We start from the raw sequence: 18,376 nt of genomic DNA on the forward strand, positions 1-18,376 counted from the left end.
TTCTATTTTAGCGAAGTTTGGACAAGGAAGCAATCAAAGAATTTACGCGCAAAAAAGCCGGGAAATCCACATTCAGATTCCCAGCTCATTCTTAACCTATAAAATTAGAACAACCCCATCGCATTTCCTTTTTCATCGACGTCCATATTGAGCGCCGCCGGTTTCTTCGGAAGTCCTGGCATCGTCATCACGTCACCCGTTAAAGCAACGACAAATCCTGCACCAAGCTTCGGAATAAACTCACGAATATGAATCACGAAATCCGTTGGCCGACCAAGCATCGTCGGATCATCCGTCAAGGAATACTGCGTTTTCGCCATACAAATCGGGTAACGATCCCAGCCATACTTCTTGAACTCAACGATTTGCTTTTGTGCTTTGCTCGAAAGTTCCACGCCACGGCCACCGTATACTTTGGTAACAATCGCGTTCAATTTCTCTTCCATCGAATCCGCATTATCATACATACGCGTGTAGTTCGCTTTACCACTTTCCACCGCCGCGATGACTTTATCCGCAAGTTCAGCGCCACCAGCACCGCCCTTTTCCCAAACTTCCGTCAAGGAGAACGGGATATCGTATTCTTTACAAAGCGCTTCCAGTTGTGCAACTTCCGCATCTGTATCCGTGATAAATTTATTAATCGCGATAACATAAGGAAGTCCAAATTGCGTTACTGTATCCACATGTTTTTGCAAGTTCGCAAAACCTTTAATCAGTGCCTTCACATTCTCCGCACCAAGTTCCGTTTTCGCAACACCGCCGTGCATCTTAAGCGCGCGAATTGTCGCTACAATAACGACACAATCCGGAGCTTTATCAAGCGCTGGCACCTTAATATCAAGGAATTTCTCCGCACCAAGATCCGCACCAAAACCAGCCTCTGTCACGACATAATCCGCTAACTTAAGCGCTGTTTTTGTTGCCGAAATACTGTTACAACCATGCGCAATATTCGCAAAAGGTCCACCATGAACAATTGCCGGCGTGTGCTCGAGCGTCTGCACCAAGTTTGGCTTAAGCGCTTCCTTCAATAACAATGTCAGCGCGCCCTCATAGCCCATTTCACCAACCGTCACTGGCTCACGATCATAATTATAACCAATCACGATTTCACTCAAGCGATGTTTCAAATCCTTCAAATCACTCGCCAAGCAAATAATCGCCATAATTTCAGATGCTACCGTGATATCAAAACCATCTTCGCGCGGCACACCTTGAATCGGTCCACCAAGCCCAACAATCACTTTTCGTAACGCACGATCATTCAAATCAACCACTCGTTTCCAAACGATGCGACGTTGATCTATACGAAGCTCGTTACCTTGTTGCATATGATTATCGATAAACGCTGACAACGCATTGTTTGCCGCCGTTATTGCATGAAAATCACCAGTAAAATGAAGATTAATATCCTCCATCGGAATAACCTGAGCATAACCGCCGCCAGTCGCGCCACCCTTAATCCCCATGGTTGGGCCAAGCGAAGGTTCACGAAGCGCAATCATTGTTTTTTTCTTTTTCGCAAGAGCGTCTCCGAGTCCAACCGTTACCGTCGATTTTCCCTCGCCCGCAGGTGTTGGATTGATCGCCGTCACCAGCACCAATTTGCCATCCTCTTTGTTCACAAGCGAGTGAATCGTGTCATAGCTCAGTTTCGCCTTATACTTACCGAACAACTCCAATTCCTCTACACTTAATCCAATTGCCTCTGCAACCTCTGTGATTGGTTTGATTTCTGCTACGGATGCGATTTCAATGTCAGACTTTACTTTGTTTGCCATTTAAATTCCCCTCTCAATATGTAACTATTAAAAAATTCCTGCCAATACCGCATCTCGACAACATACTTGTCCAATCGCAATGTAACGGCTTTCTTTTTGTTGTACCGGAAATAAACCGGCTTAGTGCTAGTCTTGAGCCTTCTACAAAAATTGCGCGTAAAAGCCATTAGCACTGACAGGAAATCTTTTCAAAAATTAATCTTCTGGATATCGCGATACATGTTGCATTCCTTGAAGTTTAGCAAGGGCATCCGGGTTCTCTTCAAAAAACTGGACGACATCACCAATTCGGTTAATCGAATTCCAGCTCAAATGATGCTCAATTCCTTCCACATCTTCATAAATGCGTGCCTCTTCCACACCAATAATCCCAAGAAAGTTCTCAAGCAACGCGTGCCGTTCTAGCAACCGTTTCCCAATCATTTTCCCCTTTGGTGTTAAAATTAAGCCACGATATTTCTCATACACTAGATATTCATCCTTATCCAGTTTCTGAACCATTTTTGTAACAGAAGACGGATGCACTAAAAGCTCCTCCGCAATATCTGATACTCGAGCATAACCTTTGGATTCAATCAATGAATAGATTTTCTCGATATAGTCTTCCATGCTTGGTGTTGGCATTTTCATTTTCCTCCAACCTTGATTTCTTTCACCTCTCCATTCTAACATACCCTGCCAGAAATCGCCTCTCCAAAGGGTTCATTTTTCCGAAAAAAGACGAATCCATGTAAACGCTTTAGAAACAACTTGACGTAGCCACAGCCACAGGTTTATTATTAACATATCATACTCGCTTGTCTCCACGTCCTGCCGTATGAAAAAAGGTCTACTCTAGTTTCTCTTACTAGCCATTTGACCAAACTTAGGAGGAATTCATTCGATGCAAAATGGAAAAGTAAAATGGTTCAGCAATGAAAAAGGTTATGGTTTTCTAGAGATCGAAAATGGCGAGGACATCTTCATTCACTTCACCGCTATTCAAGGAGACGGCTACAAATCACTTGATGAAGGCCAAAGCGTAACATTCGAAATCGTAGAAGGCAACCGCGGCCCCCAAGCCACAAACGTACAGAAAGATTGAGTTGAGTATACACCAAGTAAATCGGCGACAAGCGCTCGCATTGTTGGGACTGTTCGAAATGCAATGAGTTACAGTCCCAATATGCATGAGAGCAACGCGAGCATGTAATCCATTATTGTTTGGCGGACTTCCGGTTCTTCTGCGCTGCGCTTTGTTGTGGTTCTTTGAAGCAAGGCGAATTAGAACCTCAATATGCAGAGGAACGCAGTGAGTCTGCCTTCCTTTTTTCCACCAAACTTATGGAATACAAACGCTTTCGCTCGATTTGTGTAAAGCAGGATTACAGCCTACCCAGTAGTGTCAAGCTGGGAGGCATATCTTACTTAGAGTTTTGTCACAATATTTTCTATACATATAGGAGGTCATATTTTGGAAATTTACGTCGATGGTGCTAGTTCTGGCAATCCTGGTCCTAGTGGGGTCGGGATTGTGATTACTGCGGATGGTATTTATGAACAGGTAAGTATTCCGTTGGGTATTTTGAGTAATCATGAAGCAGAATTTATTGCGATTAAACTAGCGCTAATGCAGGCCGTTCCTTATGAGCCAACTTTCATTCGCCTCTATTCCGATTCCAAAGTGGCAATTGAAGCCATCGAAAAACGCTATGCAAAAAATCCACTATTCCAACCGCATTTAGATGCCATCCTTCCATTAATAGAATCGATCGACCTCTTCTTTATTCAATGGATTCCTAGCGCTTCTAACAAGAAAGCCGATGATTTGGCCCGCCAAGCTATCCAGAAAAGTAAGAAGAAGTCGCGCTAATTTATATCCTATTTACTACTCTTGCGGAATGCAAATAGGCAAAGTGCTAATCCAGAAAGAAGTATTGCAATGTCACTTTTCGTTGTATCACCAGTGCTTGGTAGCTTCTCTGATGAAGTCGGTGTCACTGATTTTTCTGTTACTGTTTTAGTTGGAGTTTTTGACACATCAATGACTTTTGACGGCTTCTCGCTAATTTTTGATGGTTTTGGTGTTTTCTCTGGTTGCTTCGGTGGCGTCACAGGTGTGATTACTGGTGGATCAATGGGTGGCGCGATAATTTGTTTTGCTTTCTTTGTATTCAGCTTTTCTACTTCCACACTATCCGCATGCATCCATTCGATTCGGAAGGTTACCGGCTCCATGTCTAATTCATAGCCATCAGGAGCCAATGTCTCGATAAATTGGTACTCTCCTGGCAATAAATTCGATACAATAATTTGGCCTGTTGCATCCGTTTTCAACCCCGTTTTAATAACAAGTCCATCCACTTTTTGCAAAGTAAATGTTGCCCCCTCTAAAACTTCCTTTGTTTCCCTATCTCTTTTTGTCAGGACAACGGAACCCGTCATCGCCTTATTTGGCATAGTTATAGCTACTTCTTGACTCTCAGTTCCCGAAAAAGTAACTTCTTTTTTCTCATCGGAGAGTATATATCCCGCTGGTGCCACGTTTTCCGTTAACGTGTATGTGCCAGGAACTAAATCCGCAAAAATTAAATTCCCATCCTGATCCGTCGTCCCGGTTAACACGACACTCGAATCCTCATTTGAAACCAATTGAAATTCGGCTCCCGAAAGTTTGGCTCCCGTTTCCTCGTCTACTTTTTGAACCACGAGTTTTCCGCGAATCAATTTCTCATTTTTAGCCCACAAAGCGATTGTTTGATAAGAACTCTCTGTCACGGTGAAAGGAATAGGCGTTGTGTCCAGTTTATAGCCATCTGGTGCTTGAGTCTCCACTAACTCATAATTGCCTGGCGCTAAACCATGTAAAGCCAATTTACCGTCCACCTTTGTTGCCCCAGTATACAACGTTTTCCCATCACTATTGGTAAGTTGGAATACCGCACCAGATAAAACCTTTGTTGCGTCATCTTTATCCACCTTATTCAATACAACTTCCCCGCTAATTTTTTTCGTCTGCACAACATTAGAATCATAATACTCACCGCGAAGCATAATCGAAGCCTTATTCGGTACCGTGTCCCCAACTGCTAATTTACTAGGATCTACAGCAAAAACAAGCGTCTTCCCTTCACCAATCGGAATGTCTTTTCTCACCGTAATCGTCAATTCATTATTTGTCTCCTGAATATCAAATGTCCCCTCTGCATCATCCACGAGATTTTTGTATGCAAGTCGATTATCTAATGTATCCACAAACGTTTGGCCAGCTTTAATCGTTCCAGTAATCGCATTCAAAGTCAATGAATACTGTAAATTCTTATCGTTCACGGTCACTATTTTTTTATCGACCTCTTTTTTCAATACTTTGTTAAAATTCGCATCACCATCAATCCGCAATGTACTACTACTTGATTTCGTAAATTCATCACTCGTCATTGTCGCTGTATTCAAATACGAATCATAAATGTGTGTCACGCCCACTTTGTACTCGATTAGCAACATCTCGTCTTTCCCGATATGATCAAAATGGACATTCAAAGTTTGCGATGTTGCGTCAAAATGAATACTGTTTGCATATTTTGACGTCACATATGTACGATTTCCGTTCGCATCATAACTAATAATACGAATACCGTCCACTGTTGATTTATCTGTTGCATCAATTCCTGATGTCAGCGCTGGGTTAGGGTCTACTTGCAATCCATCTGGCATTTTGTCCGTGATTGTTACATTATTTAATTCCACATTCTTATATATATTGAGCGCCAATTGGAACGTATTATATTGCGACTCCACAGGGTCTAGCAGGTTTATTCCATCTTTATCAACGCTTGAATGCCACCACTTTTCAAACAATGTCGGTGTCCCAATTTGCTGCGGTTTTATTTGCAATGTTTCGCTAACCACCTGCCCAGCATATGTTGCTTTAAAAAGTTGATCCGTAGAAATCGTCGTATCCGCGCGTATTAACACCGCTTGAAAGGATATTGAAAATGACGCTGACCATGCCTTGCCCACATTAAAATTAGCATCTGGCTTCACATAAAGTAAAATATGCGTCGGATCTGTCGTTTTATCCGTATGATCATACGTGAAAGCATCACTATTTAATTCCGTCAAATTCCCAGCTGAATAAATTTCTTTTGGAATACTAACTTCGATCAAACCATTTTCATCTACAATCGCGTCTGCCGAAGCATCCAGCGTAAAATTCATCGTTACTTTTCCCGAACTCACAATTGGATTATCATGTACTTGCATACTCAATTTAAATTTCCCATTTGTCGCTCCAACCTTCGTTACTGAAGTATCAGCCTTTGTTGTCGCACCTAGTAAAACGCTACTCGCTATCAAGATAATCGCCATAACATATATCATTTTTTTCATCTCGCATCTCCTTTTTAATGTGCTATATAATATTTAGAAAGAAAATTATAATAATAATTTGTCCTACTGTAAAAAAATCACCCCTTCTAGAAAGTATCCGCTAACTTCTTAGATGTACTTATTCCTCCTTCTCGCATCTAGCTAGTTTCGCTATTTAGTCTATCATACGAAAATCCTTTTTCCTAGTCCGTTTTTTTACGTTTTGCTACAAAAAAATGCCACTCTTTATTTCATGACTTTGCGCTTTGATTTTATGCCATATTTACTACAAAAAGAGGCTTAAAATTGGAAAAAGCAGAAATCTTGCATACGCCATTCTTCTTAAATGGCTGTATACAAGATTCCTGCTTTTCTGTTATTAGCTTTTCAATTCTAAATTTTATAACATAATATCTCGTCTTAACGATTTCAAACCGAATTGTTCCACAATATCGATCGCCTCTGGTAATAGACCACGATACACACATTGCGCGATATCAAATTCTAGCGGTACACTAGTATGAATCTCCGCTAACTGCCTAGATAAACGCAACATTTCTAAGTCTTCCTTCAATTTCGTCTGCTGACCTGGTTTTAATTCATCCACATGAGAAAGAATACCATCAATTGTCTCGTACTGCTGAATTAATTTTAAAGCCGTTTTTTCACCGATACCGCGAACACCTGGATAACCATCGCTCGTATCGCCCATCAGCGCCTTCACATCAATAAATTGCGTCGGCGTAATGCCCCATTCCTCGACAAAAACCGCTTCATTATATTGTTTATAATTGCCGTACCCTTTTTGCAAAATCCATACATCGTTGGTCGGCGCAATCAGCTGTAACAAATCCTTGTCGCCGCTCAAAACCGTCGTATCAATGCCTGTCCCTGCCATTTTCACCGTCACCGTACCAATACAATCATCCGCTTCAAAGCCAGGCACACCCACATTAATAAAGCCAAATGACGCTGCGACTTCCTTCACTAAATCAAATTGCGGTATCAACTCTTCAGGTGGTGCCTTACGCTCCGCCTTATATCCGCTGTACAACTCGTTACGAAACGTCTGCGAACCCATATCCCAACAAATCAGCGTATGCGTCGGGTTATTCTGATCAATTGCGGCAAAGAGATGCTTCATAAAACCTTGCACACCATTTGTCGGCACACCATGTTGATTGACCATAAATTGCTTAGAAACCGCCGTCGCAAAAAAAGCACGAAATAATAAAGCCATGCCATCCACGACTAATAAATTATCTTTTTGATTCGTCATTATCGTTCCCCCTAGATTTCTATGTAGCCATTATTATACCATAGAAATCCACAGTAAACGACCGCTATAAATCAATGCGCGCAGGCTCCACCGCTCCTTTTTCTTTACGATGTGGAATGATGTTAAAAATAATATTTAGAACAATCGCCGTAATACTTCCAGCCACAATTCCATTGCTCGTAAACAATTGAATGAAGTCCGGTAATACTTTGAAAAGATCCGGAACAACTGTCACACCAAGCCCAACACCAACCGAACAAGCGATAATCAACAAGTTCTCCTGTGATGTAAAATTAACCTTGCCGAGCATCTTAATACCTTGCGCAACAACCATGCCAAACATCGCAACCATCGCTCCACCAAGAACTGGCGTTGGGATAATCGTCGTCATCGCGCCCACTTTCGGCAATAAGCCCAACACAATCAAAATCCCCGCTGTCACGTAGATCACTTTTCGAGTTTTAATACCAGATAACTGCACTAAACCAACATTTTGCGAGTAAGCCGTATACGGAAATGTATTGAAAACACCACCTAAAATAATGGCCAAGCCTTCTGCCCGATAACCTTTCGTCAAATCCGATTTTTCCAGCTTTCGTTTCGTAATATCAGAGAGCGCAAAATAAACCCCTGTTGACTCCACCATACTCACCAGCGCAATCAAGATCATCGTCAAAATCGCCGCCCAATTAAAGGTCGGCATCCCAAAATAAAACGGTGTAGGCATGTGAAACATCGGCGCATCTACAACAGGCTGCATCGAAATACTACGATAAATTGCCGCAAATACTGAACCCGCAACGAGTCCAATCAACACCGCAATCGCCTTACTGAAGCCACGACCAAAGCGATACACTAAAATAATCACGAATAATGTCCCAAATCCAAGCCCCAGATTGTAAAGCGAACCAAAATCCGCAGAACCTTGTCCACCAGCTAAATTATTAATCGCTACTGGAATCAACGTTAAACCAATAATCGTGACAACCGATCCTGTAACGACTGGCGGGAAGAATCGCACAACCATCGAGAAAAACGGTGCAATCAGAACGACAAAAATCCCAGAAACGATAATCGACCCGTAAATCGCGCCAATCCCGTATTGCTCACCAATCAAAATAATCGGTGCAATCGCCTGAACCGCGCACCCTAGCACAACTGGCAAGCCAATTCCAAAAAAGCGATTCATCGTCAGCTGCAAGAGCGTCGCAATCCCACACATAAAAATATCAATCGAAACCAAGTATGTCATCTGCGCACTCGTAAAACCAAGCGCACCACCAATCAAAAGCGGTACAATAACCGCCCCGGCATACATCGCCAATACATGTTGAAAACCAAGTGCCGCAATTCTCCCTTTTCCTAACATCGCGCTACTCCCCCTCCACAAAACGAATTTGCTCATTTTCTAAAGAGGAAATTCGCGCTAAGGAATAAATTGGATAACCCGTTTTTTCAAGTAGCGATCGGCCTTGCTGAAACGATTTCTCAATCACAATCCCTATTCCCACGACTTCCGCTTCCGCCTGTTCTGCTACTTCCAACAAGCCCAGAATCGCCTGTCCGTTCGCCAAAAAATCATCAATCAGCAAAATTTTATCCGTTTTGCCTATGAAGTTTTTTGACACCGAAATATCGTTGGTCTCTTGTTTCGTGAACGAATAAACACTACTCGTATATAAATTTTCCGTTAACGTCAGTGATTTTTTCTTCCTCGCAAAAACAACAGGAACCCCAAGTTCAAGTCCAGCAAAAACGGCTGGCGCGATGCCCGAAGACTCAATCGTCACTATTTTTGTAATGCCCAAATTTTGAAACCGATTGGCAAATTCTTTTCCAACAGCTTGCATTAAGACGGGATCAATTTGATGGTTCAAGAAAGAATCGACTTTCAATACGTTACCGGGCAGCACAGTACCTCGACTTTTGATATGTTCTTCTAATAATTTCACAGCTTGATGACCCCTCTCCGATTTAAAGAGCGCGGGAACGAAAAAACGCCCACCACTCATACTAATAATGAGAAGTAGACGTAAAAAGGCAGCATCCAGCCACCTTCCTTATAAAACGTTACTCTCACTCATAGTCCAGTCATTTACGGTAACTGGGTAGAAACTTGCTGTCCATATTACAGCTTTTATACAAGTGAATTTTTCTAATGTAGAGCATAACCCAAGTAAATTGGCGGCAAGCGCTCGCAATCAAGAGATTTGCCAGACTTCCGGTTCTCATGTACAGTCGTACACTCCGCTTCCGGCTTCCGGCTTCCGGCAAATCTCTTGATTACAAACGCTTTCGCTCAATTTGTGTAAAGCATAATCTTCGCCCTACCCATAAAAAATTAGTGAGCAGAACTCTGTATTATGCTTAGCGTTTGTCTCGATTTCTTCAAGTTATTTCATTATTATAGCTTTCAAATGAGGGCGGGTCAACCTTATTTTTAGATGTAAACGCTTTTCACGCCTCATTTAAGTTGTAAATAAAGTTGTAGCGGTCATTTAGTAACTGAATTAAATAATCTGGATTTAGGCCTTCACCTGTTGTGTCTGTCAAAATTTCTAGTGGTTTTTTCAGCATCCCGTACTGATGCACGTGCTCCGTTAGCCATTCGCGAATCGGAGAATAGTCATCGCTTGTCAGAATTTCTGATACGTTTGGGATCTCCTTAGACAAAGTCGCAAACAGTTGCGCCGCATACATGTAACCTAGCGCATAGGACGGGAAGTAGCCGAAATCGCCACCAGACCAGTGAATATCTTGCAAAATCCCATCTGCATCCGTTTTCGGCCGAACACCCAAGTAAGCTTCATACTTATCATTCCACGCCTCACGCAGTTCATCCACACCAATTTCTCCGTTCATAATCGCTTTTTCAAGCTCATAACGAATCATGATATGCAGTGGATACGTTAATGTGTCTGCCTCAATCCGAATCAAGGAACTCTCCGAAAGATTCACCTCACGATAAAATTCCTCCACCGAAACATCATCGAATTCAGGCGCCGTAATCTCTTGGAAATCCTTATAATTACTCTGCCAAAATTCAAAACTCGAACCTAAAATAATCTCATAAAACAACGATTGCGACTCGTGAATCCCCATCGAAGCACCATTTGCAAGTGGTGTACCAACCAATTTCGGACTAATATTTTGCTCATAAATCGCATGTCCACCTTCATGGATAATACCAAATACAGCCATTTTGAAATTCGCTTCATCATAACGTGTCGTAATCCGCACATCGCCAATATTGAGCCCCGTTGCAAACGGATGAACCGTGTCATCCAAACGCCCAGCCTCAAAATCAAAGCCCATTTTCGTCAATATACGCTCACTAAATTCTTTTTGTTTCGCTTTCGAGATTTTTTTATGAAGTAATGTCGCATCTGGCTGATAGCTCGCAGCCTCTACTTTTTTACGCAATGCTAAAATCGCTTCTCGCAGCTTTGCGAAAACATCGTCCAAAACAGCCACCGTCATGCCCGGCTCATACTGATCAAGCAACGTATCATACGGGTTTTCCTGATATCCCCAATATTCCACAAATTTACGCTTACTCGCAATAATTTTCTCCAAATAAGGCTTGAATAAATCATAGTCATTACTCGCGCGCGCCGTTGTCCAAATCGTTTCTGCTTGCGCCACCAATTTCGTATAGGCTTCATATTCCTTCGCTGGAATTTTTTTATTCAAATCATATTCTTTTTTACACGCTTCCAAAGAACGGCACGTCACATCGGACAAATTCACTTTTTCTACCCAAAGCCCCGCGATAAAAGCTGCCATTTCCTCTGAAACCTTCATTTTGAAAATTTCACCACTCAGCGTTCCTATCACTTCCGATCGCTGCGCCGCCCCTTTTTCTGGTGCACCAGTCCGCAGATCCCAATAAACTAAGCTAAGCGCCTCCTCAAACGCACTAATTTTCTTCACATAATCCAAAAATTCTTGTTCTAGTTCTTGTAAACTCTCCGACATCCTGATTCCCCATTTCCTCTAATCTCTACGTGGTGGTCTTGGCCCCCAATATTGGTACAAATCCGTTCGCAAATAACCATTATATAGTTTCCGCTTCTTCGTCGCTCGTTTGGCGTACACTTCCTCAAACATCTCATAACTCGTCAGCACATACACCGACCACGTTGGCATATTGCGATACACCGCACGCATTTCACGATACAGTTCACGAACCGATTCCTCATCTTCCAAACGCTCTCCGTATGGCGGATTCGCAACGATAACACCATACTCTTTCTCCGTCGTAAAATCAGCCACTTGCATCTGTTTAAACTCAATCACATCTTCAAGACCAGCCTCAAACGCATTCTGCTCCGAAATTTCAATCATCCGATGATCAATATCCGTCCCCATAATATCTAACGGTTGGTCATGATTTGCCGCAGCTTCTGCTTCTGCACGAGCCTCTTTCCAAATATCCGCAGACATCCAGTCCCACGTTTCACAAACAAAGTCCCGACGCAAGCCCGGCGCAATATTCCGTCCAATCCAAGCCGCCTCAATCGGAATCGTTCCAGAACCACAAACCGGATCATAAAACGGGCGATCAGGATGCCAACTCGTAAGCAACACGAGTGCCGCAGCCATCGTTTCCTTCAATGGCGCCCCACCTTGACCAACACGATAACCACGTTTATGTAACCCAGCTCCACTCGTATCAAGCGTAATCGTCACTTCATCCTTCAAAATCGAAACCTCAAGCTTAAAAAGAGCACCAGACTCCATCAAGCGCCCTTGTCTGCGATACTTCTCACTCAATCGACTCACAATCGCTTTTTTCGTAATCGCTTGGCAATTTGGCACACTAAACAATGTCGATTTCACAGATTTACCAGCTACCGGAAAATTGGCGTCGAGTGGCAATAAATCTTCCCAAGGTAAAGCCTTCGTTTGTTCAAATAAATCATCAAATGTTGTCGCAGTAAACCGTCCAACAACAATCTTCACACGATCTGCCACTCGAAGCCATAAATTCGCCTTCGCAATCGCCATTTCGTCCCCTTTAAAATACACTTTTCCGTTATCAACTTCACATTCATAACCTAGTCGACGTACCTCTTTTGCCACAATCGCCTCAAGCCCAGCCGCAGCCGTTGCCACTAATTCAAATTCCCTCATAATCGCCATCCTCACCTCATTAATATCTAAAAAAAGAGCCATTCCAAAAGGCACACGCTCCTAGCCACACACACGGTGCACTAAGTTATGGCATCTCTTAGCATAAGAAATCCGCCATACGTCCGACTTTGAAACAGCCCTCACTTTTTTAATTCATCCTGATAGTAGCGTTTTGTAAGCCATGTTCTGTACTTCTGTGATTACAGGATCACACAAAAGTGGTAATTATCTATCTGCACATAACGGTGAAGCTATGTACCTCGTCCCTCGTTGTTATTCCTCGGGAAAAGTGCCCCTACCAATATTTGGGTTTCTCGCTCGTGGGGTTTACCTCGTTCCACTTCCACCATTTCTGATGAAACTTCGTCACTGTGGCACTTTCAAGGTTCGAACACCATATCCGAAGACTTAGGTGGGTCACCTGCCGTCAAACCGGAAAACCGGAGTGCCCTGGCTTATTGTTTCACCAGGCACGATCACTACGGGCAATTTCAGCGCCGTGCGAGCATGGACTTTCCTCTGTTTTCATAGGGAAAACAGCAATTACCCAAACGCTACCTCAATCATTCTATCACGTTTATTGGTTGTCGTCTAGCTTATTCCCAAAAACATGTTTTTCGAGATTGCTTAGTCGTTTTAGAATATCGAAATTAGTCGTTCCAGCAGGTTGCGTTGTTTGTTGAAAACTCGGTGCAACCACTGCTTTCGGAGCATCTTCTAATTCAGCACGTAGACGCAAATTCTCTTGTTGTAGAGCCTCAATTTCTTGTGAAAAAGTACTATAATCATTAATGACTTTATCTAGAAATTCATCTACATCTTCAGGATTATAACCACGAAGACCTGTTTTAAATTCTTTTTCTAAAATCTCTTTACCTGTCAAATTATATTCGAATTGTTCAGAAGCCATTTAACTTCACCTCTATATCTAGTTTCTGTATGCCAACGTCACCCCAGCGTGTCGCCAAATACTTATCTTCGTCGTTAAAAGTTCCGTTCCAATGCTCACCATACACTAGTATGCTCCGCGTTGGTACTCACTTTTGCCTAAAATCTAAGCATTTGGCAACACGCTGAGGGTTGGCAAATACTTATCTTCGTCGCTAAAAGTCCCGTTCCAACGCTCACATACACTAGTATGCTCCGCGTTGGTACTCGCTTTTTCCTAAAATCTAAGCATTTGTCAGCGCGCTGGGGTTTGGAGCTATGAATCAAATATTGTAAAAATATTCATCACCTACGTTACATACTTCTATTTTTTCAAAGTTCGGCTCATTTGTCAATTTATAATCCTTCGTTTGCTAAAAAAGGACATTAAAAATCGGCATTCAGTGAATCCACAACTTCTTGTAACTCATAAAAATCGATCATGAAAATTGGATAATCACCATTCTCCGCGTATATCTTTGCTTTTTCATAGAAAAACTTAGGGGCGCCTTCTCGCTCCGTATCATATACAAGCAATGTCCCGTCCGTGTGATCTAGCACGAATTGATCCTTTAATTGAAACTGCCGCGGATTTTCATACTCCCGTTTCGTCACAGCCGCCACGTAGTCCGCTGCACCAACAATCTCATTGTACCACAGCTGATTGCCCTCGTTCCAATTACTCTCCTGATTCAAAAAAGGCGTTAAAACCGCTAATTTCAACGTATACTCCTCTTTTTTTAGCTCCGTCACCACTTCACCAGCCCATAGCTCCACGCCCATTTGCCCCGAAATAATCACCCACTCCAAACCATCGTCCATAAGCCCAATCAGCCGCCGCTTGATCGCTTCCTTGATAAATCCAGCTTCTGGCGCATCTCGCTTAAAAATGCCCAACTCAAAATTCTTATAGCCCGAAACAAAAATCGATTTCATGGCGCCTTCTCCAACACGCGTTTCAACGTGTATTCCACTGACTGATAATGATCATTGAAATGCTTATAAAAGGATTTCCCATTAAAAGCACTGACCGCGATCATCTGAATATTATCTGCTACTTGTTGCAACTGCGACTGTCCAAGGTAAGTTGGACGCGCCGTATTCACCCACGGAATCACAAGCGCTAGCCACTTATCACACGTCTCTTTGACCCCATCCACGAACGGCTTCATATCTTCATAAAAATCAAACGTCTGCTGCTCTGCCCGATTTGCTAAGTAAAGCTCCCAAATCGCCTCATTATGATGTAACATTTCTATCGTTATATCCTTCATTTCACTCATAAAAACCAATTCCTTCTATATAAAAGTATGAGAACAGCATACCATATTTGATGGCAATCGCCTACTTTTCTAATGAGTAACGTATTAAAAATCACAGTGAAATCCCTGAAATGAAAAAAATATTGAATTTTTTCTACAGTACAGAATCCAATGCGAAGGTACGTTCTATCTTGGTTTTCACCGATTTCCCAAATTATCACACCCCCCTTATAGGCAGATTTCCCCTATCATTTTCATTTAAATTTGTTATAATAGGTGTTAGTCCAAATTAAGAATGGCTAGTTCTGCCGTTCTATCGATTTAAAAGAGGTGAATGACAGATGGCCATACGATATCCTAATGGAAAAAAGTATCAGCCGAATACACCTGCTGCCTCCACCGCACAAAAAAAGACAGTCTCTTACGGAAAACGCGGCATGTCACTCGAGCAAGATCTCAATGACACAAACGCCTACTATTTAACCCATGGGCTTGCCGTCATCCACAAGAAACCTACCCCTGTGCAAATCGTTGGTGTTGATTATCCAAAAAGAAGTAGCGCAAAAATAAAGGAAGCCTACTTCAAAACACCATCAACCACGGACTATAACGGTGTTTACCAAGGAAAGTATATTGACTTTGAAGCAAAGGAGACCAAAAATACAAGCTCATTTCCTCTTAGCAACTTTCACCAACATCAGTTAACTCATATGGAAGGTGTCCAAAAACAAGACGGTATCGTTTTTGTTATCATCGCTTTTCAAACACTTGGAGAGGTCTATCTCATCCCCTTTGAACATTTTCAGCCATTTTGGCAACGAATGCTTGACGGCGGAAGAAAATCAGTAACCCTTCAAGAATTAAAACACGTAGCGGACCAGATTCCTTATGGTCTAAATCCGAGGCTAGACTATTTAAACATCATTAGAAAACATTATTTCTAAGCTCAGTCGCCCCTCAACATTAAAGGAGAGAAATTTTCTATGGCAGATAAACCGCAGACAAGATCTCAGTACCGCAATAGCCAAGCAACACAACCTGAGACAAATAAACCAACAGGGAAAGGCAAACGTATCACTGGAAATGTTTTTAAAGTGGTATTCTTCACCGCACTCTTTCTCGCATTTGCAGGCATTGCTGGTGGCGCAACCGCATTTTATTCGTATGCAAAAGAAGCGCCAAAACTGACAGATTCAAAATTGCGTGACCCTCTTTCATCTAAGATTTTAGATAAAAATGGAGATGTCTATGCAGAAATCGGTAAAGAACGCCGGGAATATATTGAGTATAAAGATATCCCAAAACAGCTAGAAAACGCAGTTCTATCAACGGAGGATTCCCGCTTTTACGAGCATAATGGAATGGATCCGATACGACTTGCGAGCGCTGCAGTCGGTAATATTACGGGTGGCTTTGGTTCCCAAGGTGCCAGTACCTTGACGCAGCAGATCATTAAGATGTCCTACCTAGATTACACAAACAAAACACTAGATCGTAAAGCGCAGGAAGCATGGATGGCTGTGAAACTGGAACAAAAATACAGCAAACACGAACTTCTAGAAATTTACATCAACAAAGTTTACCTATCCGACGGTATCCATGGTATGGAGACAGCCGCTGAGCATTACTATGGCAAAAAACTAAAAGATTTGAATTTGGCACAAACAGCTCTAATCGCTGGTATGCCTCAAAGTCCTAACCGTTTTAACCCATTTGAAAATCCTGATTTAGCGAAAAAACGTCGCGATATCGTGTTAACCTTAATGTACAACAACGATAAAATTTCGAAATCAGAAATGGAAGCTGCCCAATCGGTAGCCATTGCGGACGGTTTAGTAGATGAAGCAACGCGTAAACAAAAAACATACGCTTATGATACGTATGTCGATCAAGTTATCGATGAAATTGGTGACAAATACAATCCATTTACAGACGGTTTAACAATCTATACCGCGCTTGATCCAAGTGCCCAAAAGTACACGGAAAAGATGTTGAATACAAATGAAATCATCAACTATCCAGACGCGAAATTCCAAGCTGGGGTTGTTGTTATGGATACAGAAACTGGTCGTGTACAAGCCCTTGGTGGCGGACGCGATACTGGCGAAAAGAAAGTATCACGCGGACTTAATCGTGCAACGGATATTAAACGCCAACCCGGTTCCACTATGAAACCTATTTTAGGCTATGCACCAGCTATTGAATACCTAGATTGGTCAACAGCACATATTTTCAATGATGCTCCTTATCAGTATGCAAGTGGTCAAGAATTGCGAAATTATGATTCCGGTTATCTTGGGGAAATCTCGATGCGTCATGCGCTTTATTCCTCGCGTAATATTCCTGCCGTAAAAGCTTCCAAAGAGGTAGGCTATGATCGCGCGAAAGATTTTGCGAATAATCTTGGTTTGAATTACAAAGAGGTGTACGAATCAACAGTAATTGGTAGTGGTGAAGCTTCTCCGATTCAGATGGCTGGAGCATATGCAGCATTTGGTAATGGTGGCGTCTATAACAAACCCCATACCGTTACAAAGATTCTACTTTCAGATGGCGAAACAGAAGTAAATATGGAACCTGAATCTGTTGTAGCGATGAAAGCATCCACTGCCTACATGATTAGCGATATGTTAAAAGACGTTCTAACAAAAGGGACTGGTACTAGAGCAAATATCCCAGGCTGGAATATTGCAGCTAAGACTGGTACAACTAACTACGATGAGAGCGTTCGTATCAAAAATGGTATTCCAAGTGACGGCACACCCGATTCATGGTTTGTCGGCTACTCTCCTCGTTACACGGTATCCATTTGGACTGGTTATGATGAGCCAAACAAGAACTATCTATCACCAAGCGAAACTCGTATTGCAGCCTATATGTTCAAAGCGACAATGGAGCATCTCGTTTCCGGCGAGAAAAATCCAGACTTCAAAAAACCTAGCAACGTGAATGAGATTCCAATTATCGTTGGAAGTAACCCAATTACACGTGCAGGATCTGGAGCAAGTGGTGGAAATATCTCCTATGAACTATTCCTAGATGGTACCGTCCCAACCAGATCCGCAGCTGAAAAGAAAACCGAAAACAAAACAGATGAAGACAAAGAAGCTGAAGAAGAAGCAGCTAAGAAAGCAGCGGAAGAAAAAGCGAAAAAAGATAAAGAACAATCTGAGTCTGATAAGCTAAAACAACAGCAACAGCAACAGCAACAGCAACAGGAAGCAGCAGCTAAGAAAGCGGCGGAAGAAGCTGAACAAACGGCATTACAAGCACCAGGTGGCTTAAATGGCTCTTATAATGCCGCTAATAAAACGATTTCAGCAAGTTGGGCATCAAACGGCCCTGGCGTCACCTATGATGTCAGCGTCAACGGACAAACCCAAAACTACGGTACAACATCCATTACTGTGAGTGGTGGCTCACCTGGATCGAGTGTTGTCATTATGGTGGTTCCAGTAAAAGATGGTAAACGTGGCTCACCAGCGACAACAACCGTTACCATTCCACCTGAGCAAACACAGCAAGAAACACCAGCTTCAGATGGCACTGGTACTACGGACAGCACACAAAACAATACAACCCCACCGGCCAACTAGAATAAAACGCGACCACTCTGCAATATGCGGAGTGGTTTTTTATTT

Annotated in this window: 15 protein-coding genes, 1 other RNA gene and 1 riboswitch; of the genes, 4 read left to right on the forward strand and 12 right to left on the reverse strand. The window is 42.4% G+C overall.

Features of this window, described 5'->3' with window-relative positions; all coding sequences use genetic code 11:
* Positions 1-104 precede the first annotated feature (104 nt).
* On the reverse strand, positions 105-1,784 hold the full coding sequence (locus tag HCJ66_RS01855; protein ID WP_187131625.1) for a formate--tetrahydrofolate ligase: 1,680 nt from the start codon (positions 1,782-1,784) through the stop codon (positions 105-107).
* Positions 1,785-1,979: 195 nt separating this feature from the next.
* A complete protein-coding gene (mntR, locus tag HCJ66_RS01860; protein WP_187131626.1) occupies positions 1,980-2,408 on the reverse strand; it encodes a transcriptional regulator MntR in 429 nt (142 codons plus the stop codon).
* 259 nt (positions 2,409-2,667) lie between these two features.
* On the opposite strand from mntR, the gene HCJ66_RS01865 reads away from it, so the two are divergent.
* A complete protein-coding gene (locus HCJ66_RS01865) occupies positions 2,668-2,868 on the forward strand; it encodes a cold-shock protein (RefSeq protein ID WP_181675255.1) in 201 nt (66 codons plus the stop codon).
* Between the two features lie 369 nt (positions 2,869-3,237).
* The gene (locus HCJ66_RS01870; RefSeq protein WP_187131627.1) at positions 3,238-3,636 is read left to right on the forward strand and encodes an RNase H family protein; all 399 of its coding nucleotides are present in this window, start codon (positions 3,238-3,240) and stop codon (positions 3,634-3,636) included.
* An 8-nt stretch (positions 3,637-3,644) separates the two neighbouring features.
* Here the strand turns inward: HCJ66_RS01870 and HCJ66_RS01875 are convergent, their stop codons facing one another.
* The 10 genes from HCJ66_RS01875 to HCJ66_RS01920 all read right to left on the reverse strand — a co-directional run bounded on the left by HCJ66_RS01875 (position 3,645) and on the right by HCJ66_RS01920 (position 14,747).
* Entirely contained in the window at positions 3,645-6,152 is a 2,508-nt protein-coding gene (locus HCJ66_RS01875) for an MSCRAMM family protein (protein ID WP_187131628.1), read from the reverse strand.
* Between the two features lie 379 nt (positions 6,153-6,531).
* On the reverse strand, positions 6,532-7,410 hold the full coding sequence (locus tag HCJ66_RS01880) for a 5'-3' exonuclease (RefSeq protein ID WP_187131629.1): 879 nt from the start codon (positions 7,408-7,410) through the stop codon (positions 6,532-6,534).
* A gap of 64 nt (positions 7,411-7,474) precedes the next feature.
* Positions 7,475-8,779, reverse strand: coding sequence for a nucleobase:cation symporter-2 family protein (locus HCJ66_RS01885; RefSeq protein WP_187131630.1), 1,305 nt, complete (start codon positions 8,777-8,779; stop codon positions 7,475-7,477).
* Positions 8,780-8,783: 4 nt separating this feature from the next.
* Positions 8,784-9,362, reverse strand: coding sequence for a xanthine phosphoribosyltransferase (locus tag HCJ66_RS01890; protein WP_187131631.1), 579 nt, complete (start codon positions 9,360-9,362; stop codon positions 8,784-8,786).
* 111 nt (positions 9,363-9,473) lie between these two features.
* Positions 9,474-9,575, reverse strand: a riboswitch (purine riboswitch).
* Between the two features lie 292 nt (positions 9,576-9,867).
* Positions 9,868-11,388 carry a carboxypeptidase M32 gene (locus tag HCJ66_RS01895; RefSeq protein ID WP_187131632.1) on the reverse strand — a complete coding sequence of 507 codons (1,521 nt, stop codon included), beginning with the start codon at positions 11,386-11,388 and terminating at the stop codon, positions 9,868-9,870.
* A gap of 18 nt (positions 11,389-11,406) precedes the next feature.
* A complete protein-coding gene (locus HCJ66_RS01900; protein WP_187131633.1) occupies positions 11,407-12,546 on the reverse strand; it encodes a THUMP domain-containing class I SAM-dependent RNA methyltransferase in 1,140 nt (379 codons plus the stop codon).
* A 170-nt stretch (positions 12,547-12,716) separates the two neighbouring features.
* Positions 12,717-13,101: RNase P RNA component class B (gene rnpB, locus HCJ66_RS01905), an RNA gene on the reverse strand.
* A 22-nt stretch (positions 13,102-13,123) separates the two neighbouring features.
* Entirely contained in the window at positions 13,124-13,456 is a 333-nt protein-coding gene (gpsB, locus tag HCJ66_RS01910) for a cell division regulator GpsB (RefSeq protein ID WP_036078358.1), read from the reverse strand.
* Positions 13,457-13,860: 404 nt separating this feature from the next.
* On the reverse strand, positions 13,861-14,409 hold the full coding sequence (locus HCJ66_RS01915) for an SLOG family protein (protein WP_187131634.1): 549 nt from the start codon (positions 14,407-14,409) through the stop codon (positions 13,861-13,863).
* Positions 14,406-14,747, reverse strand: a complete 342-nt coding sequence (locus HCJ66_RS01920; RefSeq protein WP_425489599.1) for a YppE family protein — start codon at positions 14,745-14,747, stop codon at positions 14,406-14,408. Before HCJ66_RS01920 ends, HCJ66_RS01915 begins: the two co-directional genes overlap by 4 nt.
* 329 nt (positions 14,748-15,076) lie before the next feature.
* Here HCJ66_RS01920 and recU point away from each other — a divergent pair, with 329 nt between their 5' ends.
* A complete protein-coding gene (gene recU, locus HCJ66_RS01925; RefSeq protein ID WP_187131636.1) occupies positions 15,077-15,679 on the forward strand; it encodes a Holliday junction resolvase RecU in 603 nt (200 codons plus the stop codon).
* A 39-nt stretch (positions 15,680-15,718) separates the two neighbouring features.
* Positions 15,719-18,331: a transglycosylase domain-containing protein gene (locus HCJ66_RS01930; protein ID WP_187131637.1), complete on the forward strand. Its 2,613-nt coding sequence runs from the start codon at positions 15,719-15,721 to the stop codon at positions 18,329-18,331.
* The last annotated feature ends 45 nt before the right edge of the window (positions 18,332-18,376 follow it).

The sequence above is a fragment of the Paenilisteria portnoyi genome, assembly GCF_014322795.1.
In the GTDB taxonomy this organism is placed as follows: domain Bacteria; phylum Bacillota; class Bacilli; order Lactobacillales; family Listeriaceae; genus Listeria_A; species Listeria_A portnoyi.

Bases quoted from the DNA above. Each gene is read 5' to 3' on its own strand.
- HCJ66_RS01900 (WP_187131633.1), bottom strand. From the start codon at position 12,546: ATGAGGGAATTTGAATTAGTGGCAACGGCTGCGGCTGGGCTTGAGGCG.
- mntR (WP_187131626.1), bottom strand. From the start codon at position 2,408: ATGCCAACACCAAGCATGGAAGACTATATCGAGAAAATCTATTCATTG.
- HCJ66_RS01875 (WP_187131628.1), bottom strand. From the start codon at position 6,152: ATGAAAAAAATGATATATGTTATGGCGATTATCTTGATAGCGAGTAGC.
- HCJ66_RS01855 (WP_187131625.1), bottom strand. From the start codon at position 1,784: ATGGCAAACAAAGTAAAGTCTGACATTGAAATCGCATCCGTAGCAGAA.
- HCJ66_RS01885 (WP_187131630.1), bottom strand. From the start codon at position 8,779: ATGTTAGGAAAAGGGAGAATTGCGGCACTTGGTTTTCAACATGTATTG.
- HCJ66_RS01915 (WP_187131634.1), bottom strand. From the start codon at position 14,409: ATGAAATCGATTTTTGTTTCGGGCTATAAGAATTTTGAGTTGGGCATT.
- HCJ66_RS01895 (WP_187131632.1), bottom strand. From the start codon at position 11,388: ATGTCGGAGAGTTTACAAGAACTAGAACAAGAATTTTTGGATTATGTG.
- HCJ66_RS01880 (WP_187131629.1), bottom strand. From the start codon at position 7,410: ATGACGAATCAAAAAGATAATTTATTAGTCGTGGATGGCATGGCTTTA.
- recU (WP_187131636.1), top strand. From the start codon at position 15,077: ATGGCCATACGATATCCTAATGGAAAAAAGTATCAGCCGAATACACCT.
- gpsB (WP_036078358.1), bottom strand. From the start codon at position 13,456: ATGGCTTCTGAACAATTCGAATATAATTTGACAGGTAAAGAGATTTTA.
- HCJ66_RS01930 (WP_187131637.1), top strand. From the start codon at position 15,719: ATGGCAGATAAACCGCAGACAAGATCTCAGTACCGCAATAGCCAAGCA.
- HCJ66_RS01920 (WP_425489599.1), bottom strand. From the start codon at position 14,747: ATGAAGGATATAACGATAGAAATGTTACATCATAATGAGGCGATTTGG.
- HCJ66_RS01865 (WP_181675255.1), top strand. From the start codon at position 2,668: ATGCAAAATGGAAAAGTAAAATGGTTCAGCAATGAAAAAGGTTATGGT.